Source organism: Ruminococcus sp. MCC718, from assembly GCF_018783905.1.
GTDB lineage: Bacteria > Bacillota > Clostridia > Lachnospirales > Lachnospiraceae > Hominisplanchenecus > Hominisplanchenecus faecis.
On sequence record NZ_WQNP01000095.1, the window covers coordinates 1 to 23,007 of the forward strand.

Below are 23,007 nucleotides of genomic sequence, written 5' to 3' on the forward strand. Positions count from 1 at the left end.
CAAAATGGGGTGGCTCCGTTAGTCCGGACAGGTGGCTCTCGCCACACCGGACTGGCGGCTCTGCCGCACCGTAATATTCACAGATAATATGTTCTTACAAATCTCTCGTTCAAAAATGAGTTCTTTTTAAAAAGACGTATGGATTTAAAACTGGGAACAAGATTGTAGATCCCCCCCAAAATAGTGAAAAATATCTCAAAAGCCATGAACATTTAATCAGATTTTGCGTATACCTAACAGGAATATTCATAAATATTTTACTGATCAGGTATACGCATTTTTATGTACTGTATATTATTTATTTTTCTCTTTATATTTGTACTTTTTATAAGTATGAGCTATACCTTTCTTTGTATGTTTATTATATTTGTTCTTTCCCATTTTCTCCGGTTCTGGTTCAGATAACGAAAACGATATTTCATATTCATCTATTATTTTATCTATCTTGTTTTTAATAACATCTGAATCAAATTCTATTCGCCCTTCAAAAATTGTAATCGGTCTATCAAAAACTTTTTCCGTCTTCTCTACATACTCAACCAGAATATTAGGATAGAAGCATATAAATTGCTCGCTTATTCTCTCGTTTTCTGATACAGACACTTCTTTTTTCTTTATTTTATCTCCAAAATTTTGTTCAAGAATTTTATTTACATTATATTCTTTTGGATCATATAACAACCAGATTCTTTTCTTAGATATTGCATTTAATGCAGAAACAATCTCTGGATTTAGTAATTTTTTCAATCTTTCACAAGAAATAACTATTCCTTGATAATCAAATTCTTGATTACATGAAAATATAGCTTCTAATTCTTTCTCATCAATTAATGCTCGGGTATGTATATATTGGTCTACTAATTCATCTGAAATAATTTCACTTCCATTTAATTTTTCAATTAAACTCTTTGTATATTGCCTATCTTCCTGAGTGACAAGCCCTTTATCATAGTGATTTTTCGAAAAATCCCAATCTCTTTCAAAAAAGTTTTCCATCCCTGAATATACCACGTCTCGTACTTGATGATAAAAGCTATTCTGGTATCTTTCTCCAATGTCACCTTTAATAATAAACTCATAATCTTCTGAATCATCATTTTTATAAATAAAAAGTTCATCTTTCACATAATACAGTTTCTCATAAGCAATATCTAATATCTTATACAACTCTCTCTGTAAAATTTTCGTGTTAAAAATATTTGATTCGATCTGATTTCGCTGATATATCTCATTTATAATTGCATAATTGCTTTCTAAATAATCTTTTGTAATTGTTTGTTCTTCACTTAAACAAAGATCCCTCTTAGAAGGCTTTGCAAATGCATTTTTTCCACTTTCTTCAATATTACCCGTAATCATATTTACAGAAAGTTCATTTATATTTCTTTTACGAATAGTAACCTGTTTTCTATCCGCTAAAGCTTTTCGCCCCCTAGGTGTCATAATCAATTTATTCTGTGAAGTGATAATATACTTCTGTTCAATCATATCTACTATGGCTTCTTTTAATAATTTAAACTCCACCCCCATAATTGCAGATATCTCATATACATCAGCCACTTCGATATCAATTAGTTTTAATATTGTTTCAAAAAACAAATTTATTTCTGTTACTTCCTTTGTTAAACAGGTAATACCTATTTCACAATACGGAATAAATATACTCTGTCTTTTAATTAAATGAAAATTTTTTAACTCCCGAGGAAGTTTTCTCGATACTGCTGCTACTAATTGTTTCATTTCTTTTCTCCTACTTTTCTATAATGCGACACCCTTCAGATTCTGTAATATATTTGATGATTTCAGGAAATTTATTTCCTCTGATTTTATAATTATCAAGAAATTTCATATCTCCAACAATAATCAACAAGCATCTTGCTCTAGAAAATGCAACATTAATTCTAGCTTCTGATTTCAAAAAGCCAATACCGTATTTGTTTCCACTACTTCTAACAGTAGAATACAGAATAATATCTTTTTGGCTACCTTGAAATGCATCTACAGTATCTACGTCAACCTCAATATGCTTAAAGGAATGTTGTTTTACCATTGTTTGCAAAATGTACTTTTGCGATCCATATCCTGTAATTACTGCAACCTTAGTCCTTTTGACAAGTTTAGAATCTAATTCCAATAGTTTTCGTTCAATAATATTTCGCTCAAGATAATTTTGATATGATTTTTTTCCATTATTATCAAATTCCTTTTCATACCGCTCTTTTGTCGAATACTTGGATGTACTAATCCACTCAATTGCAATTCCCTCATATCCTTCTATACTCAATTCTCTATCCTGCGCCTCTACTCCATTTTGGATCTCATCATTATAAAACACATGACTAATCAACGTACCAATAGTTGGGTGCATTCTATATTGTATAGTAAGACGATGTTTATTATCCTCTGGAAACATATTATACATTCTTTCAAAAATACCTTGCACCAACTCCTCCTCATCAAGTTTTTCCTTATTATTTCTAATTATTTCAGTATCTAAAACAGGTGGTAGTTGTTGATGATCACCTACCAATATAATTTTATGTGCCTTATTTAACGAAACTGCTAATTCAGGAAACGTTGCCTTAGCTGCTTCATCTACAATAACATAGTCAAATTCAACATCACGTATAATCCTGTTTGACACAAATCCTGTACATGTACCAGCAATAATTACCGTACTTTTAATGATATAAAGTTCTACTTCATCACACTTTTTTAATTGTTCTGTCCATTCTCTCTGAATCTCCAGTATTTTTCTTGTCCTTTCTGACTTTACCCCTTTTGTTTTTTTTATAAAATTTTCAACAAACAATTTATCTTCTACTGAAAAATCCATGTTTTCCACTTTTGAATTTTCCAATTTCAAAAAATATTTGTCAAACTCTTCTTCTGGAATTCCAATTTCCTCAAGTGCATTTTTAGTATAATCATTACATATTCTTCTAACATTTTGATACCATTTTTCCTTCACATCATTAATAGAATACTCTTCTCTTATTTCCTCATTTAATTTTTCATCTCTTCCAATACGAAGCAAATCAGGTCTTTCGTCACTTTCCCTAATTAAATCTTCTAACATTTTATCTACTGCTGGATGCGATTGAGAAACTAGTAACACCTTCTTAGGTTCAACATCTGGATTCTTTTTGTTTGCTTTCAGTATTTGTAAAATAATTTCGATAATAACATTCGTTTTTCCTGTTCCTGGAGGACCTTGAATAATTGCTATAGAATCTGCATCTAATGCTTTTTTTATCGCAGTCCTTTGTGGAAAATCTAATTTCTCATTAAACATATGTATCGGTTTCGAAATAACATTTACAGACGGGGGCTCCACACCTGAAATTATTCTCTTCAAATTAAAAGAGCACTGATAATCTTCTTTTTCCAGAACATTTAAAGCATCTAACTGTCTTTCAACATTAATTTTATCTTTCCTATAATCTAAACAAATAAAACCGCTTGCTGGCAATCCTATTGTTCCTTGCTTATTTATTTCTAAAACTACATGATTTTTCTCATAAATATCATTTTCATAAGTACCTACTGTCACAGGCTTTATTTTATCTTTCTTTTTTCCGACTTTTTTTTCATAAACAAATACTTGTTCTTTATTCAAACGTTCTTCATCTATAAAAGTGCCCTTTTTAAGCTTAAATCTTAAAAGATTATTCTTTACTTCATAAGAATCATATGGTAATCTTACAACATTTTTCTCGATATCTTCTCTTATTAATTCTAATAAATCTCTCCATACTCCATACTTTTCCTTATATTCACAATCAACATTATTGTTTGACATATAATTTTCGTAATAATCATAGATAATGTTTTTTATTTCGAAACTATCGTTTTTCAATTCTCTATGTGCAATTCTTTTATCTACAAATCTTATTTCACCCTCAATTTTAGCAAATCTTTTCTTAAGTCTATCACGATCAATTGGAGGAATCTTTCTAAATTTTACAACGTCAAACACGCTTTGCTCATCATCAAACACACATTCTGCCTGAAAATTAAATCCTAAGAAGATGTAAATCATCGTTTCTTCATTCTCATTTGATTCTTCTTTTCTACAAAATGCATACAAATCTAAAAAGTTCTCTGGCATATACGTTTCGGTTGCCATTTTAATGTTTATTGACTGTGGTAATAATTTAAGGTTTCTCAATTCCTTTATTCGTTCGTATGCCGCTGTCAAAATAATTGTTTTATCCAAATTCAAAAAGCGTGTAAATAGTTTTGAAAAATCAGCTCTCAATTCAAAAACATTTTCATATCTGTCATCAGGATTTTCCGCAACTAATTTTTTTAATATCGGCTTTAATGAAACATCCATTCCACTAGTTCTATTCAATACATCCTGAAACTGTACTGCTAATGGAGGTTGCTGACCGGTAAAAAGGAAATAAATTACCGCACCAAGCGAATATAAATCACTTTTTTCAGTTGCATTTTCACTATGTTGATGAACTTCAGGAGCTGAGTAGGCATTAGTCCCTAGTTTATATACTGTTGCTGAATTGATCATATCATTGATTTTACATATGCCAAAATCAATTAACTTGACCTGTTTATCGTCGGTAAGCATGATATTATTAGGATTAATATCTCGATGGATAATCCCATTGGAATGTGATATTTCAATGGCATCTAATAATTGTTTTATTATTGAAAATCGCTCTTTTGCAGAAAAATTTTCAATAGATGATTTTCCTAATTCTATTCCGTTTATATATTCTAAATAAATTACTCCAACCTTTTCCTTGGTTGTTGATATAACTAAATAATCATCTCCCAATATATTAACAATATTCGAACATTTATTCAGTTTATACAAAGCACGCATTTCCCTTGTGAACACAGCTTGATACAAAGGCTGTTCGATTCCATATATTATTTTCCTAACAATTAAATCCCCTGTGCTTTTATTTTTCAATACATCCACTACAGAATTTGTATCCGCTCGATTCTTTAATCTCTTATATGCTTCCCAATCTCTAAATGTACTCATCGTTACGCTCCTTAAAAGAAAAATTATGAACATATTATATCACTTTCACTTATAATATCATATATTATAAAAGCTGAACAAGTCAGATTAGTCTCTGCACCTGTTCAGCTCTTTGTTTACCTGTAAATCAATTCTTTTAACACAATCTCTTCTGCAGCATTCCGGACATTATTTACCGCTCTGACCCATTCCATCTGGTCACAAGCTTTCAATTCTTCCGTAATGCCCTGCCTCTCCATCATCTGACGCACCAGAATATCCATCCGCTCCTGCACTTCATCGTCCACCGCATTCAGATGTTCTGTCAGTCTGTCTTCCAACATATACATAGAATACATTGCCGGACGATGCTCTTTCAGATATGTTTTCCGCAACATTCCGTATTTCCCATAATGCGGTTCTTCATCTGTACTGACAAGATTCGGATAGTAAATTCCGTCTGCGCCAAGTGTGTAAGTTCCACCCATTTTTTCAAATGTGCTTTTCATATGTTATTCCTCCTTGAAATCAGCGATGTCCTTAGATCATCGCATAATATTTCAGGGCAGCCTTGATAGCATCTTCTTTCTCTTTCGGGCATTGTGGAACTCTTGCATTTTCTGATTTTGGAAGATTATAGTTTTCTCCCACTTCAATTCCACATTTGCGTTTTACCTGAGAAATCCTGATAGGTTGCTTTCAACTCGGCACTGGTGGCATCCAGCTCGTCCAGGTCTAAGTCGATCTCTATCGTGTCATCTGGTTTTTGTTGGGACAAAAGAACAACCGTCTCCACATGCACCGTCTGACAAAACTGGTCGACTGCCACGCACTTTTCCATGCGGTAGCCTTTTGCCTCAAACATTGCCAGATCTCTTGCAAGACTGCTCGGTTTGCAGGAAATATAGACTATGCGTTCCACGCCGTAATCCAGAATCTTCGGCAGTGCTTTCGGGTGTACGCCGTCTCTTGGCGGATCCAGAATGATCAGATCCGGTTTTTCTGTAATATAATCGAGTGCCTTCAGCACATCATCCGCAAGAAAAGTGCAGTTTGTGATGCCGTTCATCGCTGCATTCTCTTTTGCCGCTTCCACTGCCTCCGGTATGATCTCCACGCCGATCACCTGTTTTGCAACAGCCGCTGCGATCTGAGCGATCGTTCCGGTTCCGCTGTAGAGATCAAAGACCACTTTGTCTTTGGTATCTCCGATGTACTCTCTGACCGTCTGATACAAAATCTCAGCTCCTCTGGAGTTTGGCTGGAAGAAGGAAAATGGTGTGATCTTAAAACGCAGTTCCAGCAGCTCCTCATAAAAATAGTCCTGACCATACAGAAGTCTTGTCTCATCGCTTTTTACGACATCTGACAGAGAGTCGTTAATGATATGCAGGATACCGACAATGCTTCCCTCCAGATTCAGTGCCAGAAGTGCTTCTTTTAATGGCTCAAGGTCGTATTCTTCCTGGCTTGTGGTGACAAGGTTGACGAGTATTTCACCGGTCCTGCTGCCGCGTCTTAAAAGCAGATGACGCAGATAACCTGTGTGCTGCATTTTGTGATAATAAGAAACCCCGCGTTCACGGAAATAGTGAAGCACGCAGCTAAGGATTTTGTCCATGTCTTCGTGTACCAGCTTGCAGTCTTCTGCATTTAACACATCATATGTGCTGCCTTTTTTATGAAGTCCAAGTGACAATGGCCCGTCTTTGTATTCATCCCCAAAAGAAAATTCCATTTTGTTGCGATATGCAAACTCGATCGGGCTTCCTTTGATCGGCTCAAAAGTATATTCATAATCCACCGCATCATCAAACAGTTTTTTGATCTGCTCTTCTTTCATTTTCAGCTGCTCTTCGTAGAGCATAGTCTGATACATACAGCCGCCGCATGACGGAAAAATACTACAGAGAGGATCTCTCTTTTCCAGATCTGACTTTTCCAACACTTCCAGAAGTCTGCCTTCCACACGGCCGCCGCGTTTTTTGTTGATCATAAATCTTACTTTCTGCCCCGGAATCCCATTTTTTACGGTGACCGTGGTATCTTTGATCTTCACACGTCCCTTATTCTGAAAATCAATCTTTTCAATCACGCCTTCGTAAATTTCACCTTTTTTCATCTTCGCTCCTTATGTTATCTGTTTTTGTCTGATTCATCGCCGGCTGATACTTTTCTGTTCTTGATTCACCAGCATTTCTGTGAAACATCTGTTTTATCTTTAACAGAAAACATGGAGGTACATTTTCTGCACCTCCATGCGATACACCTGTGTCATGTTTTACGGCCTTTGCAACAAGTGCTTCGACCGGTACGGAACCGTTATGATTATTCTTCCGTTTCTTTGTCTTCCTCGTCTTCATCATCGAAGTAGTTGTCGAAATCATCATCCAGATCGTCATCAAAATCATCCAGATAATCCGGTGTAAAGTAACGGTAAACTGCATAAGCAATACCTGCAACGGCTGCTACAGCACCAAGAACTGCCAGAACCAGAAGTACGGTATTTTTCTGTTTTTCTTCTTCTTTTTTCTGTAATGCAGTGATCAGATCTTTTAATTCATCCAGTTTGTTCATATGCACACGTCCTTTCCTGTCTGCCTTCTGACAGACACCTTTCTTTCTCCGATAAGTATATCACTTTTTCGGTGAAAATACTATAAAAATCTGAATAATTCTTCTTTTTTATAATTTCTTTAATTTTGCAAAAGCAGCAAACATTTTTTTGACGCCGCATTTTTCAAAATTCACCGTCACTTCATAGTCTCTGCCGCCATCTTCAATCTTCTCTACGATGCCAACGCCGAATTTGATATGACGAACGGTATCTCCAACGGCATAGTCCAGACTGCCTGCTTTTGCCGGCATTCCTTTTTTCAGATCAAACACACTGTCATAAGCCTTTGTCTGAAAAATGCTCTTTGCCTGCATGAAAGAGGTCTGAACACGCGGCTTCGGCTCCTGCTCCTTTGGCTCTTCCCGTTTCTCTTTTTTCAACAGCTCTTCCGGAAGTTCGTTTAGAAACCTGGACGGACGGTTGTAATGTGTTTCTCCGTGCGTCATACGCTTTTTCGCATGTGTCAGAGTAAGATCCTGCATCGCTCTTGTGATGCCAACATAGCAAAGTCTCCGCTCCTCTTCCAGAGCATCCGGATCCTCCGAATCCACCGACATATAACTTGGAAAAAGCCCATCTTCCATACCGGTCAGATAAACCTGCGGAAATTCCAGTCCCTTGGCACTGTGCAGCGTCATCAGAATCACTCTTCCGGCATCGGCATCCATACTGTCGATATCGGCAACTAGTGCCACTTCCGAAAGAAAACCTTCCAGTGATGGCTCTTGTGCATCTTCTTCATAGGAAGCTGCTTTGTTGATCAGTTCATCGATATTTTCAATACGTGCCCTTGCTTCTTCTGTGCCTTCTGCTTCCAGTTCTTTTACATAACCGGTCCGGTCGATCACTTCCTGCAAAAGCTCCTGTACACTGAAATAATCTTCCTGTGTCCGCAGCGTGCGGATCAACGTCACAAAACTCTCAATTTTGGCAGCTGCCCTTCCGCCGCCCGGAATCTTTGAAATTTCAGAAAGTGCCTCATAAAAGCTGACATTCTGTTCCGTTGCATATTCCTGCACACGGTTGATCGTCGTCGCACCGATCCCACGCTTTGGTACATTTAAGATACGTCTTACGGCGATATCATCCCTTGCATTATCAATGGTTTTTAAATATGCCAGCAGATCTTTGATCTCTTTTCTGGCATAGAAGTTTACACCTCCAATGATCTTATACGGTATATTCGCCATCAGAAACTTTTCTTCAAATATACGTGACTGAGCATTGGTACGATAAAGAACCGCAAAATCTCCGTACTGGGCATCCTGATTTCGTACTTTTGCAGCAATCTCTCCGACAATGATCTCTGCCTCATCATACGCAGACATAAAACTGCGTACCCGGACTTTATCGCCTTCCCCGTTTGCCGTCCACAGTTTCTTTTCTTTTCGTCCTTTATTGTGGGCGATCACTGTATTTGCCGCATTTAAAATGTTCTGCGTCGAACGGTAATTCTGCTCCAGCTTGATCACTGTCGCATCCGGAAATGTTTTTTCAAATCCGAGAATATTCTGGATATTTGCTCCGCGGAATTTATAGATCGACTGATCATCATCACCAACCACACAGAGATTACGGTATTTTGCTGCCAGAAGACTGACCAGCTTAAACTGTGCCGTATTGGTATCCTGATACTCATCCACCATAATATAACGGAAACGCTCCTGATATTCATTCAGAATATCGGAATTTGCCTGGAACAGTTCCACAGTCTTCATGATCAGATCATCAAAATCCAGAGCATTGCTGCTTTTTAACTGTCTCTGATATTCTGCATAAACCCTTGCGACCGCCTCCTGACGGAAATTTCCCTGTGCCCGAAGTGCAAACTCCTGCGGACTTACCAGTTCATCTTTCGCTGCCGAAATCGCGGACATCAGTGCCCGTTCTTTATAAAGCTTGGTATCCACCTGAAGCTGTTTGCAGACACTTTTCATCAGGCTTTTCTGATCTTCAGTGTCATAGATCGCAAAATTGGTGTCAAATCCGATCCATCCAATGTCCCGTCGCAAAATCCGAACGCATGCTGAATGAAAGGTAGAAACCCAAACCTTTCCAGCGGCATCTCCGACTAACTTATCCACACGCTCACGCATCTCACCGGCTGCCTTATTGGTAAACGTGATCGCCAGAATATTCCATGGCTTTACCTTCTTTTCTTCCATAAGATAGGCAATGCGATGTGTCAGCACGCGTGTCTTTCCCGAACCGGCTCCCGCCAGTACAAGAAGCGGTCCTTCCGTATGAAAGACCGCTTCTTTTTGTTTATCGTTCAGTGTGTCATATACACTCATAATTTCCTCCACCTAAATTAACTGATTTCGTACTTTGCTCCGCTCTGTTTCCGTATTCACACCATAGCAGAGTTTATCTGTAACAACGTACAGTGCCAAAGCACAGACTCCATCAAACATCGAATGTTGTTTCAAAAATACAGTAGCTAAAATAATCAGAACCGTCAGAATACCAGTGCCCCATGCCCAACCTTTTTGTTTCCGGGCAAGCTTGCTTCTTTTGATTGCCATAAAGGCAGCAAGTGAATTGTATATATGAATACTTGGCAGTACATTGGTCGGCGTATCGTTCTTATAAACAAACTGCACCAGCCTGATGAAAATATTGTCCCTTTCAAACGTCACCGGACGCAGGTTCAGTCCATTTGGATAAATGGCAGATACAACCAGAAAAAGTGTCATACCAAGAGCCAGTGTCCCAGCAAGTGCATTAAAATTCTCATCCTCGTGCAACAGAAAATAAATCACCGTCGCCGCAATATAAACAAACCATAATAAATATGGTATGATAAAAATCTCCTGAAACGGAATCTTATAATCCAAAGCACAGGCAGTAATATGTATGCCGGAAACATGCCTGTTCTCCAGCCATGAAAAACCTGACAGATAAAAAATACAAAAGCCTAAAATCACCGCCACTCTGCAAAGCAGTGTTTTCTTCCTGGCTATGATCTCTTTTATAATGATTACCTCCCTTTTCACATTTCAAATTCTTTCTTACAAGTATTCTAAAACGGGTGTTTTCTCATAACAGATATAGTGCCAGCATGAATGCAAAATGTCAACCCAATTATTTTATTTTAAGAAAAATTAAATAATTCATCAGATTATCTTTTGATATTTTTTATCAAAGCCCTTGTCATCTGGTTTTAAAAACTATATAATGTAATACGATAATGCCAGGATCAAAAGGTCTAACTCCACATGATCTTGCTCATAAGTGGATGAAAGATCTTTGGCTCCGCCCCGATATGGAGCGTAGAAAGGATTGTGGAAGTGCGACGCACGGAGCAATCCGTTGATATTATCTTGTACTACTTTTATGCAAAAACATGAAAAAGAAGCCCGCAGGGCGGATTTTGGAGGATACTGCAATGACAATCAACACAGACCAGCTTCTGGAGAGTATTCTCGACAGTCTTGACCGTATTGATTACGTGAAGTCCGAGGATATTCCCGATATACAGTTATATATGGATCAGGTAACCACCTTCATGGATTCTCATCTGGCTTCCACCAGACGTTATCCAAGCGATAAGATCTTAACAAAGACCATGATCAACAACTATGCAAAAAATCATCTGCTTCCACCGCCGGAAAAGAAAAAGTATTCCAGAGAACATATGCTTCTGATGCTCTTTATTTATTATTTCAAATCTTTCCTTTCTATTACTGATATTCAGACTTTAATGGAACCTCTGACCGGAAAATATTTTCAGAAGGAAGACGGTTACAATCTGGAATCTATTTACAACGAAGTCATGGAACTGGAAAAATCGCAGGTGGATGTTCTGAAAGACACGGTACGTCGCCTGTACAGTACTTCTCAGAACAGTTTTTCCGATGCATCCGAAGAAGAGCAGGATTTCTTACGGCAGTTCTCTTTTATCTGCATGCTGAGTTTCGATGTCTACCTGAAAAAGCAAATGATCGAACGTCTGATCGACCAACTACCTGCACCGGATTTTCTGAAGAAAAAATAAGAGCCGTACGGTTCGTGTCTTCTGACACGAACCATACAGCTCTTTTTGTCTCTTATTTGCCCATTCGGTCAAACACCATTTCGTAACCATCATTTCCATAATTCAGAGAACGGTTCACACGGCTGATCGTTGCGGTGGAAGCTCCTGTCTTCTCTGCGATTTCCAGATAAGTACGTTTCTCACGAAGCATCTTTGCCACTTCAAATCTCTGTGACAGAGAAAGAAGCTCATTTACGGTACATACATCCTCAAAAAATGCATAACATTCTTCCTTATCCTGCAGACTCAAAATAGCCTCAAACAGACTGTCCACTGCCTCTGTTCTGATTTTCTTACTCATGACGTAACCCCTTTACTTTTTGCTCTTTTTGTGTTTTCTGACGTAAGCCACACCTGAAATATCACTTTTTCCATTTTAGCACATTAAACTTATAGTGTAAAGAGTTACCGCCTCTCCTGTACACGATTTCAGCTGATTTTATCCTTTTTTAATACTTTTACTCCTCCCAGAGCTTCTGCGGATACAGACCCTGATCCTTTAAAGACTGGATTGCCGCTACGACAAACGGTTTGTCTTCTTTATAGGTAACGCCATACCATTTGTCCAGTGATTTACGAACTTCTACCGTTGCTTTTCCTTCTGAAAGCAGGTTACTGACTACCTCCGGCAGGAAATATTCGCATTTCATCGGATTCACCGACAGATTTTTTTTCAGGAATACTGGAAAACGTTCTTTCAGTTCTTTCAGAATACTTGCAGAAAATCCCCACATATTCATGGAAACCAGGGAACCTTCCGGGATTACAGTCCAGGTCTGTCCATCGTCTTCTGTGTATTCCGTCTGATCACCACGTTTTTCAATATGCGTACGCTCATGGATCGCAACCAGATGATTCTGCTCATCTGTTGTGCAGACTCCTCTCGCCACATGACCGTTTTCTGTCAAAGTATTCTCGACTTTATATGCCACCATGGTATAACGATATTTATCATCATCCTGATGTGTGGACAGGAAATCATAAATCTCCTGAAATGCATGAACACCATAATAATCATCTGCATTGATCACCGCAAACGGACCGCTGATCGCATCGATACAACTGAGGATCGCATGGCCGGTACCAAACGGTTTCACTCTTCCTTCCGGCACTTCAAATCCTTCCGGAAGATTGGAAAGTTCCTGGTATACATAGGAGACCTTCATAATTTTACTCATGCGGTTTCCGATACTCTCTCTGAAGTCTGCTTCATTTTCTTTTTTTATGATAAATACAACTTCCTCAAATCCTGCTCTTTTTGCATCATAAATCGAAAAATCCATAATGATGTGTCCCTGTGCATCGACCGGATCGATCTGCTTTAAACCACCATATCGACTTCCCATTCCTGCTGCCATAATTACCAGAATCGGTTTTTTCATTGTATGTTCCTCCTTGCCTCTTGTCGTTTTATTTTCTGATAAAATTTCAAACCCATGCTCCGGATGCCGAACCTGGAAAGCATTGATTGCGACACCTCTTTTCGTATTGTAACACAGGAGCTGAAAATCTTCAATCCGAATGCAAATGCACCTTTCTTTTTCTTTCTCATATATTACAGTTAGAAAAAGAAAGGAGTTTTTATGAAAAAGAAATCATTTCTCTTATCTTTCCTGATCCTTTTTGCACTGCTCGCACTTGTCGGCTGCAAAAAACATCCTTCCGGTGAAACGCTTTCCAAAGTAACCCTGAACGAAGTAGCACATTCCATTTTTTATGCCCCTCAATATGTTGCCATACAGAAAGGCTATTTTGCCGAAGAAGGAATAGATCTGAATCTTGTCACCGGGTTTGGTGCAGATAAAACCATGACAGCCGTACTTTCTGGCGAGGCAGACATCGGCTTTATGGGAGCTGAGGCAACGATCTATGCCTATGCCGAAGGAGCCAAAGACTCCGTTGTCAACTTTGCTCAGCTGACTCAGCGTGCCGGCAACTTTCTGGTAGCCAGAGAAGAGGATCCTGATTTTTCCTGGCAGGACTTAAAAGGCAAAAAAGTACTTGGCGGTCGAAAAGGCGGCATGCCGGAAATGGTTTTTGAGTATATTCTGAAAAAGAATAACCTTGATCCGGCAACAGATCTTTCCATTGACCAGAGTATCGATTTTGGTTCTACTGCTGCCGCTTTCTCCGGCGGACAGGGTGATTACACCGTCGAGTTCGAACCGTCTGCCACGGCCCTGGAACAGGAAGGCAGCGGCTATGTTGTTGCTTCGCTCGGCGTTGACTCCGGCTATGTTCCTTACACAGCTTACTGTGCAAAATCCAGTTATCTGAAAGAATCACCTCAGATCATCCAGGGATTCACCAATGCTCTGCAAAAAGGTATGGATTATGTGCATGCCCACACGCCTGCTGAAATCGCACAGGTGATCAAACCGCAGTTTGATGATACCGACATGGAGACACTGACCGCCATCGTCAAACGTTATCAGGAACAGGATACCTGGAAAGATTCTCTGATTTTTGAAAAAGACAGTTTCCTGCTGCTTTCTGACATTCTGGAAAGTGCCGGTGAGCTGAGTGAAAAAGTCCCTTATGAACAGCTCGTGACCACAGACTTTGCAAAAAAAGCCGCAAGCCACTGATTTTGACTGGATAGACTTGCACTTACGTGTTATAATTGTGCCAATGTGATGTCTGTTTTTTCAAGTCGAGTGCACGTAAGACCTGGCACGCAATTCTGGTCAGCTCTGCTGACATTTACCTGACAGAATCTCCGTGCATCCTAGCGTACATCCAACTGAAACTGCAGACGTCAGAATTGATTTTGTACAGTACAAAGGAGTTTATATGACAGCAGCAAATACAAAAACACAGGCAGAATCTTTTACCGGAAATTTATTTCTGATCGGTTTTATGGGAAGCGGAAAGTCCACGATCGCAGCTGAACTTTCCAGGATACTTCACCGGCCGGTTCTTGAGATGGATGAGGAAATTGAAAAACGGGAAGGTATGTCCATCCCTGCTATCTTTTCTGAACACGGAGAAGCTTATTTCCGTCAGCTTGAGACAGATCTTCTGAAAGAAACTTCAGCTCTTGGCGGTTTTCTCGTTTCCTGCGGCGGCGGTGCCGCCATGCGGGAAGAAAATGTTCGTGAAATGAAAAAAAGCGGCATCATCGTCCTGCTCACTGCTCTTCCGGAAACCATCCTTGAAAGAGTGGCAGACGATGAAAACCGCCCGCTTTTAAAAGGCCGCAAAAACACAGCAGACATCGAAGCCCTGATTGAAAAACGCAGACCTGCTTATGAAGCAGCCGCTAATTACCAGGTGGCAACGGATCAGAAAACATCCGCAGAGATTGCAGAAGAGATTCTGGAAATTCTGGAAAAAGAAGGTATGATTTCCTGATATTTCTGCTTTTTTCGTAAATTGTTTACATTGTGTTGAAGATTTTCTGTCCAAAAAGCGATATACTGTTTACAAAGAGGAGATCAATTTATGGATACACAAGACAGAGAAAAATACCGTCAGCTGCGACAACAGCAGAGAGAACGGCAGCTTCACATCATACGCCTCAGTATTCTTCTGGGCGTTGGTGTAATCCTGATGTTTACCGGGCTTGGCCTTCTGACTTACGTTCATCAGCAGAAACAGACTGCCACTTCCGGTAACGTATCGGAACGTTTCTCTGAGGCAGCATCTTCTGCTGCTCTGGAAACGGCCAGCCGAAACGATCCGGACACGGAAACCGCAGCAGCAACCGAAAAAGCACAGAAAAAGAAAAAAAAGCAGTCCCAGACAACGGATGTATCTGAGACAACCCCTGTTTCTGCGGATGATTATCTTGGTCTGCTGCAGCAGCAGTCTGCGGATCTGCCCAAATTAAAAAAGATCTTAAAAGATCCTTCCCGTTATCCGAAATCGCTGCTGAAAGCACTTTCCAAAAACAGCGAAATGCTGGATTTTGTGCTGGATTATCCGAAAAAACATAAAAATGCCGCTGCCAAAAGCATCGGAGATGACTTTGTAACCGGTGAGATCCCTGCCCTGATTCAGTGGGATGAACGCTGGGGCTATGCCCCTTACGGTTCGGAAACGATCATTGCAGTCAGCGGATGCGGTCCGACCGCCCTTTCCATGGTGATCAGCGGTCTTTTGCAGGATGCTTCCATTACGCCTGCCGTCGTTGCAGATTATGCAAGTTCCAATGGCTATCTGGATGAAAATCTGGACACTAAATGGGAATTGATGACCAATGGTGTAGAGCATTTTGGGCTCAGCGGAAGCATTCTCGGGCTTGATGAAAATGCCATGATCAATGTACTTTCGGTCGGCTGTCCGATCATCTGCAGCATGGGACCTGGTATTTTTACCACGACCGGACATTTCATTGTACTGACCGGTTATCAGGACGGTGCTTTTACGGTACATGATCCTGCCAGCAAAGTACGCACTTCCCAGACTTACACTTTCCAGGAGATTTCCGGTCAGATTAAAAATATGTGGTATTTTGCTAAAAATTAACCGCAGCTTCATTCAGCCAGGCAACCGCCTGGCTGATTCCTTCTTCTGAAAACGGAAAAACTGCGGCCGTTTTTTTCTCCTCCGGCACATACATGCTGGCATAAGGTCCTTCCCAGTACCACGCTTTCAGAACCGTTTCTTCGTTTTCTTCTGCTTTTCCGAGCAGATATCTCATTTTTCCATCACTTCCCGTAAACACGGTTTTCTTAAAATACGGAATGGACACACATCCTGTCAGATCAATCACTTAAAATCCCTCTTTTCCTGATCATCGATATCCTATCGGTGTACCGCAGCACATACCTCTGTTGCAGCAGCAGTTGCAGAGCAGATTGAGCAGACACATCTTCATGCACCAGTCCTGGCCGGAGAAATCCGGTCTTCCATACACGGTACTCTGTTTCTGATACCAGCCGGTACCGCCCTCCAGACGCTGTTTTAAGCTCTGATACTGGAAATTGTTCGGTTCCAGGCGTACTGCTTCACTGATATCTTCCTGTGCTTTTACATTATTTCCGACTCCGGAATTTGCAAGTGCACTTAAGTAATACCATCTGGCATTGCGGCTTGAGATCCCGCTAAGAACATTGAGTGCCTCCTGATAATACCCGTTATTGATATAGTTTGCTGCTGCCTGCATGTGCGTATCTTCCTGGGTTTCCTGCCTCTGCTGCGTGTTGAAGCCACCGTACTGCCAGAATCCGCCAAACGGAGCTCCGTTATAGCCTCCCTGACCGTTTCCGTCTGCACTGCCGCCATAACTTCTCTCCTGCATGATCTGCTGGTAAGCCTGCTGTACTTCCTTGAACTTTTCTTCCGCCTCTTTTGGATCATCCAGATTGGCATCCGGATGATACTTTCGACTGAGGCTGCGATATGCTTTCTTTATTTCGTCATCGGTTGCATTCCTTGAAACACCTAAAATCTGATATGGATCATTCATCTGCTTTCTGTCTGCGTTTTTCTTTGATCATTTCGTATCGGCACCAGACACCGGAATATAAGATATTTCGCAGTATCTCTGCATTTTTCAAAATCGGAAGCTGTTCAAAGGCTCTGGACGCCTCTGCGATCATCATGGTCAGCAAATGCCCTGCAAATTCTTCAAAATCCGCTTTTTTGCTGTAAATCGCCAGAGGATTATAATTCTGCTTCTTTTTATCTTCTTCAACATCTTCATAAGCATCCAGAAGATAAATAAACTTGCCCATATAAAAGCCCATTTTTCGCAGCAGCTGCTCCCACGCATCTTTTTGATAAGCAAAAAGTTCTGCCATGATCTCACCAAAAAGCCCCGACATCGTATCGATATCCTGGACATTTTCCTTTTCTTTCTGCGAAAGACTTTCCAGACAGGCTTTGATCTTTTCTGCCTTTTCCGGATATGGATTCTTTTTTATGCTTTTTACTTTCAGTACGTTTCCGTAAAGATGCCTGCCAAACTTTTTCTCATCCTGCCAGTCATCCTCACACTTGTACATGGTAAGCAGAACATTCATATCGGCTGCGTATTCTGTAAAAATATTCTCGATCGCCATATGTCTGGACAGTGGATGTGCCACACACCTTTCCCGGCTGCATGTTTCCTCCGGCTCATAAAGCCCGGTGAGCAGCATGGCAAGAAAGGTCATGTCATAACTTAAACTGATCTGACCTGCCATGCCATAACATTTTTTTAACGACCGGCACAACCCGCAGTAATATGCATGGTAAAGATCAAATTCTTTGAATTTCATCTCCGGCTTATTGACAATGATATATCCAAACAGTGACTTCACCTACTCTCCTGTTTCTTCTGAATCTGTTATCTTTTCTTCACTGACTGCATCTTCCGTATGATCATCTGTAGTTTGTGTCATATCCTCTGTATCTTCTGTACTATCATCGGCAGTTTCTGTCATATTCTCTGCATTTTCTGTGATATCATCTGCGTTTTCATTTTCCGCAAGTTCTCTTGCAGCCAGCTCCTTAGCCCGCAGTTCTCTCTCTTCCTGACGTTTCTTTCTTTTCTTTCTCCGGATGATACGGATGCGGATATAGAAGATCAGAAATGCTGCAAATGCTGCTCCCAGAAGGGCACATACCCAGAGATATTTCCATATGTATACAACCTGTATGTTGTGTGCACCGCTGATATCTGCAAAAGTATACGAATCCGTAAACTGCTTTTTATCCACTTTTACGCCGTCCACTTTGACTTCATAAAGCACATAATCTTTCTTTCCTTCAAACTGGATCGTATGGCTGCTGCCGCGGTACGCTTTGCGTATGCTGTCTGATATGGTTCCGTTTTTGACACTGGTACTGATCGCCCAGGACGGAATCTCCGTGTATTTCACACGAATATCATGTTTGCCCTGAATATTGGTAAACGTATAACTGTCTTTCGCATTTTCAATATTGATGCTTGTTCCGTCAATCCAGATGCTGCTCAGTTCATAGTGTTTCTTTGGTTTATAAGATACTGTCCAGTCTTCATCCCGGTAAACACTCGCTGTCTCATCAATCTTACCGTCAATCACCTTTGTTTTTATCTTATACTGTGGAATTTCTGTAAAAATCGCCTGCACCGAATGATTACCGGACACCGCACGGAACGTGTATTCTGTCTGTTTCGGATCACTTTCTACCTGTTCTCCGTCTACGATCAGCTGTGACAGCTCATAATGTTCATTCGGCTGAAAATTTACCTGATAGTCGGTTCCGCCCTCCACCGTCTCCTCACTGGCACTGATCGTTCCGTTTTTTGCCGATGCAGTGATGTCATAAGCTGCACGCAGCGTTGCCACATAAAGGCGGACTCTTCTTGGATTGCTAATCCCCACACCAAGCATAATTTTGCCCGGCTCGATCTCACAGAGGGATTCGATTTCCTTTTTCTCATCATCGCCCGGAAGATCCGCATAAAACGTATTCAGATATTCTCCCTGGGAAAGGGAATAGATAACAAAATAATTATCTACTTTACTCTCTCCGTCATAACACGGCGAGATAATATAATCCCCTGTCACACAGAAATCCTGATACGTTGATCCTGCCGGTTTGGTTCTCGGAGCGATGATTTTCAGAATCTCAAAATCCGAGTTCATCAGACGGAACTTACTTCCGTTTCCGCCTGATACCACGTACTGATCGGTACTTTCCAGATACTCGATCCCGCCGAAATTCTGCCCGCTGGAGGACTGAAAGGTCCGTTTCCAGTGCAGTGTATCCGCATCTACCACATAAATATTGCCTTCATTTTCCTTATCCAGACATGGTCCCGGCATCACGTAGATCTCATTGGTCTTACTATTGTAAGTCATGCCGTTTCCATGCTCATAATCTCGTTCCGTTACTTCAAACGCATAACTGTAATCGTCTTTGTTAAACGCGATCAGCGTATCCGGGATTGCTTCCGCTGCTGCCCCGTTGATCAGACATACAATATACTTGTCCGTAACACAAATAGACTGGGGCCATCCTCTTGCTGAAGAAGTCTCCAGCTCACCGATTGCCTCCCAGTCTGCATAGATCAGATCTGATGCATCATAAATATCTGCATGAACTCTCAGCGGATGACATACCCCCCATATCACTCCGACTATCATGCAGTACCATATACAGAATCGCAACATTCTGCACAGGTTCCCCTTATTTTTTTTCATTTCTCGGTAACACCGCCTTTATTCAATCAAATACACGCAAAACCTGATACGTGAATTTCTTTTGCTTCACGAGTATAGCACATTTTTACACTCAATATCAAGTATTCTGCTTTTCTTTACAACTTTCTGCTTTTATGTTACACTCTGTTTAAGATTTGGGTGAACGCAATTTCCCCAGGATAACGACTATATCATAACCAAAGGAGTATACTATGTACGATTACCTGATTGTCGGTGCCGGACTGTTTGGTGCCGTTTTTGCTCATGAAGCAAAAAAACATGGAAAATCCTGCCTTGTTGTAGAAAAGCGAAATCACATCGCAGGAAATATTTACTGTAAAAATGTAGACGGAATCCATGTCCACCAGTATGGTGCCCATATTTTCCATACTTCTGACCGTAAAATCTGGGATTATATCAACCAGTTTTCTGAGTTTAATAACTACATCAACTCACCGGTAGCCATCTATAAAGATGAGCTTTATAATCTTCCTTTTAATATGAACACCTTCAGTAAAATGTGGAACATCCAGACACCGGCTCAGGCAAAAGCCAAAATTGCCGAACAGATCGCAGATCTTGGCATCACAGAGCCAAAGAACCTGGAAGAACAGGCTTTATCTCTGGTCGGAACGGATGTCTACGAAAAGCTGATCAAAGGATACACAGAAAAACAGTGGGGACGCTCCTGCAGGGAACTGCCTTCCTTTATCATCAGGCGTCTTCCGCTTCGTTTTACTTATGATAATAATTATTTCAACTCCCGCTATCAGGGCATTCCGGTTGAAGGCTACACAGCCATTGTAGAAAAAATGCTCTCCGGTGCAGATATCCGCTTAAATACCGACTATTTTGCCCATAAAGAAGAACTCTCCGCCCTGGCACACAAGACGGTATTTACCGGTATGCTGGATGAATATTTCGGATTCTGCTACGGATCTCTGGAATATCGTTCCGTACGTTTTGAGGAAGAACGTCTGGAATGTGACAATTATCAGGGAAATGCCGTGGTAAATTACACTGACCGTGAAGTTCCTTATACACGCATCATCGAACACAAACACTTTACATTCGGCACACAGCCATTCACCATCATCTCCAGAGAATATTCTTCGGAATGGAAACCGGGCATCGAACCGTATTATCCGATCAATGATTCCAAAAACTCCGCTCTGGCAGCCAAATATCAGGAACTGGCTACAAAGAAAGAGCGTGTGATTTTTGGCGGAAGACTTGGCAATTATAAATATTACGATATGGATCAGGTCATCGCTGCCGCACTCGACTGTGCCGATGCAGAACTTTCCTGATATTTACTTAATAAAGCAGCAGTCATCGCTTCAAAGCAATGGCTGCTGTTTTTCTGTTTCTCCTTAAAGACCGGAAAGATCCTGCACCAGTTTGTCCATTCTTTTTGCAAAGGTATGCTTTTCCAGCACAAGCTGATGGCCTCTTTCGGCGAGTTTTTCTGCTTCCTTTGGATGTTCCATATAATAATCCACTTTTTCTTTCAGATCTTTGCAGTCTTTGTAAGTGACAACCGTTCCTTCAAAGATCTCCTCGATCTCCGGCATCTCATCACTGATGATAAACGCTTCTGCTGCCAGTGCATCAAACAGGCGGTTGGAGACAATACCGGTTTCTTTCATATCATCCCAGTGGTCATTGAGCACGATCTTCGCATCACGGTATGCCTGACCAACCTGATCGTTTGGCATGTATGGTTCTCTGACACACTTCTGTGCTTCTTCAAATGCTTCCCAGTGTCTTCCGTAGATGGTGAGCGGATAATCCAGTGTCAGGGCATCCTGCACGATCTGACGGTAAACACGCCTGGAATTGCCGATAAAGAGCAGATCGTATTTCTTTTCGCCGGCAGTACTCTTCATCACATCCGGATCTGCACACTGCAAAAGCACATCGCATTTTGTTTTTAATTCGTTTTCCCATTTTCTGCACAGTTTTTCCGATGCAAAGTAGACCAGATCAAACCGTTCGTATTCTCCCTGTGGAATATCAGCCGGATGCGAAATGTTCCACATGATATTTTTCTGTACAATCTCTTCTTTCGGATAATATGGCCGGTTTCCACGCAGAGCAATCGTAACGGCACTGTCTGTGCTTTCATACCATCTCTGATAAGGGCGTACATCCACCTGATAGCCGTGCTTCTCCAGCTCCTTTTTCATTGCCAGGGCATAATGATAATCTCCCCAGAACTTTTTGTTTTCGTCATCCGGCATCGGTGCACAAATATCAATCTTTTTCGGATCCGGCACAATCGGCTTATCCTCTGTCTCAGAAAACATCCGTGTCAGACAGCTCTGCCATTTTCCCTGATAAACATATAGATTATAAAGTCTTCGATCCTTTTCTGCCTGATCCGGTTTGCTCTTTTCTTCTACACTCTGAAAAGCAAGTGCAGCCGGTGCCAGAAGATTCTGATATCCGGCTTTTGAAAGTTTCAGGCAGAGGTCTGTCTCTGAAAACTCATCTTTTTTTACATGGATGGACTGGTAAGCCGGATCAAAACCACGTACTTCCAGAAAACGCTCCCGCAAAACAAGCATCACATCCACACGGACAGCCTTCTGAACGGACGGCTGAAGATCCACCTCCAGAGTCTCCTCGCCTGCCAGAAGATCATACGGCTGCCAGTACCAGGTTTTGTTGCGTTTTTTTTTGTGAAAGGCAATGCCGCAGCTCTTCACCGCAGCGAACTTTGAAATGGCTTTCTCAGATTCAGGATAGAGAATCCTTGCTCCCACAGCCCCGGCCTTCTCGTTCTGTTCTGCTGCAAGCAGCATGGCATTCAGACATTCGGATGCCAGCCGTACGCTTTCATCCAGAAAAAACAGATACTCACCCGTTGCTTTTCTTGCGGCTTCGTTGCAGAATTCGGCAAATGAGGTGTTTTGTTTTGATTCAATGTCTGCCGTAAACACTTCAAACTCCAGGCCGGCTGCTGCTTCTTTAAAATTCTCTTTCAGCTTCTGCAGCTGCTCCTCGCCTGTATGATGATGCACAATGACAGAAATTTTCCGACTGTTTTTATCCGGAGCGTTCTGCTTTTCACTTTTCAGCCATACTTTGATGCGTTCCTGCTCTTTTTGCAGTTCCAGCCTTTTTTTCTCCAGCTTTTGTTTCTGTTCTTCTTCCTTTTTTTCTGTCTGGACTTTCTTCACATAACTGCCCACAAAAGGAATTTTCTTAATGATTTTTTTGATTGAACCTGACAAAATGG

20 protein-coding genes are annotated in these 23,007 nt (G+C 40.9%); 5 read left to right on the top strand and 15 right to left on the bottom strand.

The window, feature by feature from the left end; genetic code table 11:
• Window positions 1–294: 294 nt before the first annotated feature.
• From GPK60_RS08685 to GPK60_RS08720, 8 genes are all read right to left on the bottom strand, one after another.
• The gene (locus GPK60_RS08685) at window positions 295–1,740 is read right to left on the bottom strand and encodes a hypothetical protein (RefSeq protein ID WP_215659320.1); all 1,446 of its coding nucleotides are present in this window, start codon (window positions 1,738–1,740) and stop codon (window positions 295–297) included.
• A 10-nt stretch (window positions 1,741–1,750) separates the two neighbouring features.
• Window positions 1,751–5,014: a serine/threonine-protein kinase gene (locus GPK60_RS08690; protein ID WP_215659322.1), complete on the bottom strand. Its 3,264-nt coding sequence runs from the start codon at window positions 5,012–5,014 to the stop codon at window positions 1,751–1,753.
• Window positions 5,015–5,130: 116 nt separating this feature from the next.
• Window positions 5,131–5,502, bottom strand: a complete 372-nt coding sequence (locus GPK60_RS08695; RefSeq protein WP_215659324.1) for a TnpV protein — start codon at window positions 5,500–5,502, stop codon at window positions 5,131–5,133.
• Between the two features lie 143 nt (window positions 5,503–5,645).
• Window positions 5,646–7,115, bottom strand: coding sequence for a 23S rRNA (uracil(1939)-C(5))-methyltransferase RlmD (rlmD, locus tag GPK60_RS08700; RefSeq protein WP_215659326.1), 1,470 nt, complete (start codon window positions 7,113–7,115; stop codon window positions 5,646–5,648).
• Entirely contained in the window at window positions 7,102–7,359 is a 258-nt protein-coding gene (locus GPK60_RS08705) for a hypothetical protein (RefSeq protein ID WP_147632583.1), read from the bottom strand. The genes rlmD and GPK60_RS08705 overlap by 14 nt, the downstream gene beginning before the upstream one ends.
• Window positions 7,322–7,570, bottom strand: coding sequence for a hypothetical protein (locus tag GPK60_RS08710; protein ID WP_022119821.1), 249 nt, complete (start codon window positions 7,568–7,570; stop codon window positions 7,322–7,324). The genes GPK60_RS08705 and GPK60_RS08710 overlap by 38 nt, the downstream gene beginning before the upstream one ends.
• Before the next feature lie 108 nt (window positions 7,571–7,678).
• On the bottom strand, window positions 7,679–9,904 hold the full coding sequence (gene pcrA, locus GPK60_RS08715) for a DNA helicase PcrA (protein ID WP_215659328.1): 2,226 nt from the start codon (window positions 9,902–9,904) through the stop codon (window positions 7,679–7,681).
• A gap of 12 nt (window positions 9,905–9,916) precedes the next feature.
• The gene (locus GPK60_RS08720; protein ID WP_215659330.1) at window positions 9,917–10,606 is read right to left on the bottom strand and encodes a phosphatase PAP2 family protein; all 690 of its coding nucleotides are present in this window, start codon (window positions 10,604–10,606) and stop codon (window positions 9,917–9,919) included.
• 392 nt (window positions 10,607–10,998) lie between these two features.
• On the opposite strand from GPK60_RS08720, the gene GPK60_RS08725 reads away from it, so the two are divergent.
• Window positions 10,999–11,607 (top strand): DUF1836 domain-containing protein, encoded by a 609-nt coding sequence (locus GPK60_RS08725; protein ID WP_022119818.1) that lies wholly within the window; start codon window positions 10,999–11,001, stop codon window positions 11,605–11,607.
• Between the two features lie 52 nt (window positions 11,608–11,659).
• Here GPK60_RS08725 and GPK60_RS08730 read toward each other — a convergent pair whose 3' ends face one another.
• Window positions 11,660–11,947, bottom strand: a complete 288-nt coding sequence (locus tag GPK60_RS08730; RefSeq protein ID WP_022119817.1) for a YerC/YecD family TrpR-related protein — start codon at window positions 11,945–11,947, stop codon at window positions 11,660–11,662.
• A gap of 157 nt (window positions 11,948–12,104) precedes the next feature.
• A complete protein-coding gene (locus GPK60_RS08735) occupies window positions 12,105–13,028 on the bottom strand; it encodes a sugar phosphate nucleotidyltransferase (RefSeq protein ID WP_173865876.1) in 924 nt (307 codons plus the stop codon).
• A 201-nt stretch (window positions 13,029–13,229) separates the two neighbouring features.
• On the opposite strand from GPK60_RS08735, the gene GPK60_RS08740 reads away from it, so the two are divergent.
• The 3 genes from GPK60_RS08740 to GPK60_RS08750 all read left to right on the top strand — a co-directional run bounded on the left by GPK60_RS08740 (window position 13,230) and on the right by GPK60_RS08750 (window position 16,116).
• Window positions 13,230–14,234 (top strand): ABC transporter substrate-binding protein, encoded by a 1,005-nt coding sequence (locus GPK60_RS08740; RefSeq protein ID WP_215659332.1) that lies wholly within the window; start codon window positions 13,230–13,232, stop codon window positions 14,232–14,234.
• A 205-nt stretch (window positions 14,235–14,439) separates the two neighbouring features.
• The gene (locus GPK60_RS08745; protein ID WP_215659340.1) at window positions 14,440–15,000 is read left to right on the top strand and encodes a shikimate kinase; all 561 of its coding nucleotides are present in this window, start codon (window positions 14,440–14,442) and stop codon (window positions 14,998–15,000) included.
• A 90-nt stretch (window positions 15,001–15,090) separates the two neighbouring features.
• Window positions 15,091–16,116 carry a C39 family peptidase gene (locus GPK60_RS08750; protein WP_215659342.1) on the top strand — a complete coding sequence of 342 codons (1,026 nt, stop codon included), beginning with the start codon at window positions 15,091–15,093 and terminating at the stop codon, window positions 16,114–16,116.
• Here GPK60_RS08750 and GPK60_RS08755 read toward each other — a convergent pair.
• The 4 genes from GPK60_RS08755 to GPK60_RS08770 are packed head-to-tail and all read right to left on the bottom strand — an operon-like array spanning window position 16,106 to window position 19,733.
• Entirely contained in the window at window positions 16,106–16,363 is a 258-nt protein-coding gene (locus GPK60_RS08755; protein ID WP_022119674.1) for a hypothetical protein, read from the bottom strand. The two genes, GPK60_RS08750 and GPK60_RS08755, sit on opposite strands and share 11 nt — an antisense overlap.
• Before the next feature lie 21 nt (window positions 16,364–16,384).
• Complete coding sequence (locus tag GPK60_RS08760) at window positions 16,385–17,059, bottom strand: DnaJ domain-containing protein (protein ID WP_173896318.1); 675 nt, start codon at window positions 17,057–17,059, stop codon at window positions 16,385–16,387.
• Window positions 17,052–17,894, bottom strand: coding sequence for a DUF5685 family protein (locus GPK60_RS08765; protein WP_346727750.1), 843 nt, complete (start codon window positions 17,892–17,894; stop codon window positions 17,052–17,054). Before GPK60_RS08765 ends, GPK60_RS08760 begins: the two co-directional genes overlap by 8 nt.
• Window positions 17,895–19,733: a hypothetical protein gene (locus tag GPK60_RS08770; RefSeq protein WP_215659344.1), complete on the bottom strand. Its 1,839-nt coding sequence runs from the start codon at window positions 19,731–19,733 to the stop codon at window positions 17,895–17,897.
• A gap of 242 nt (window positions 19,734–19,975) precedes the next feature.
• Here GPK60_RS08770 and glf point away from each other — a divergent pair, with 242 nt between their 5' ends.
• A complete protein-coding gene (glf, locus tag GPK60_RS08775; protein ID WP_215659346.1) occupies window positions 19,976–21,073 on the top strand; it encodes a UDP-galactopyranose mutase in 1,098 nt (365 codons plus the stop codon).
• 63 nt (window positions 21,074–21,136) lie between these two features.
• On the opposite strand, the gene GPK60_RS08780 is transcribed toward glf, so the two are convergent.
• Entirely contained in the window at window positions 21,137–23,002 is a 1,866-nt protein-coding gene (locus tag GPK60_RS08780) for a glycosyltransferase (protein ID WP_215659348.1), read from the bottom strand.
• Window positions 23,003–23,007: the final 5 nt, after the last annotated feature.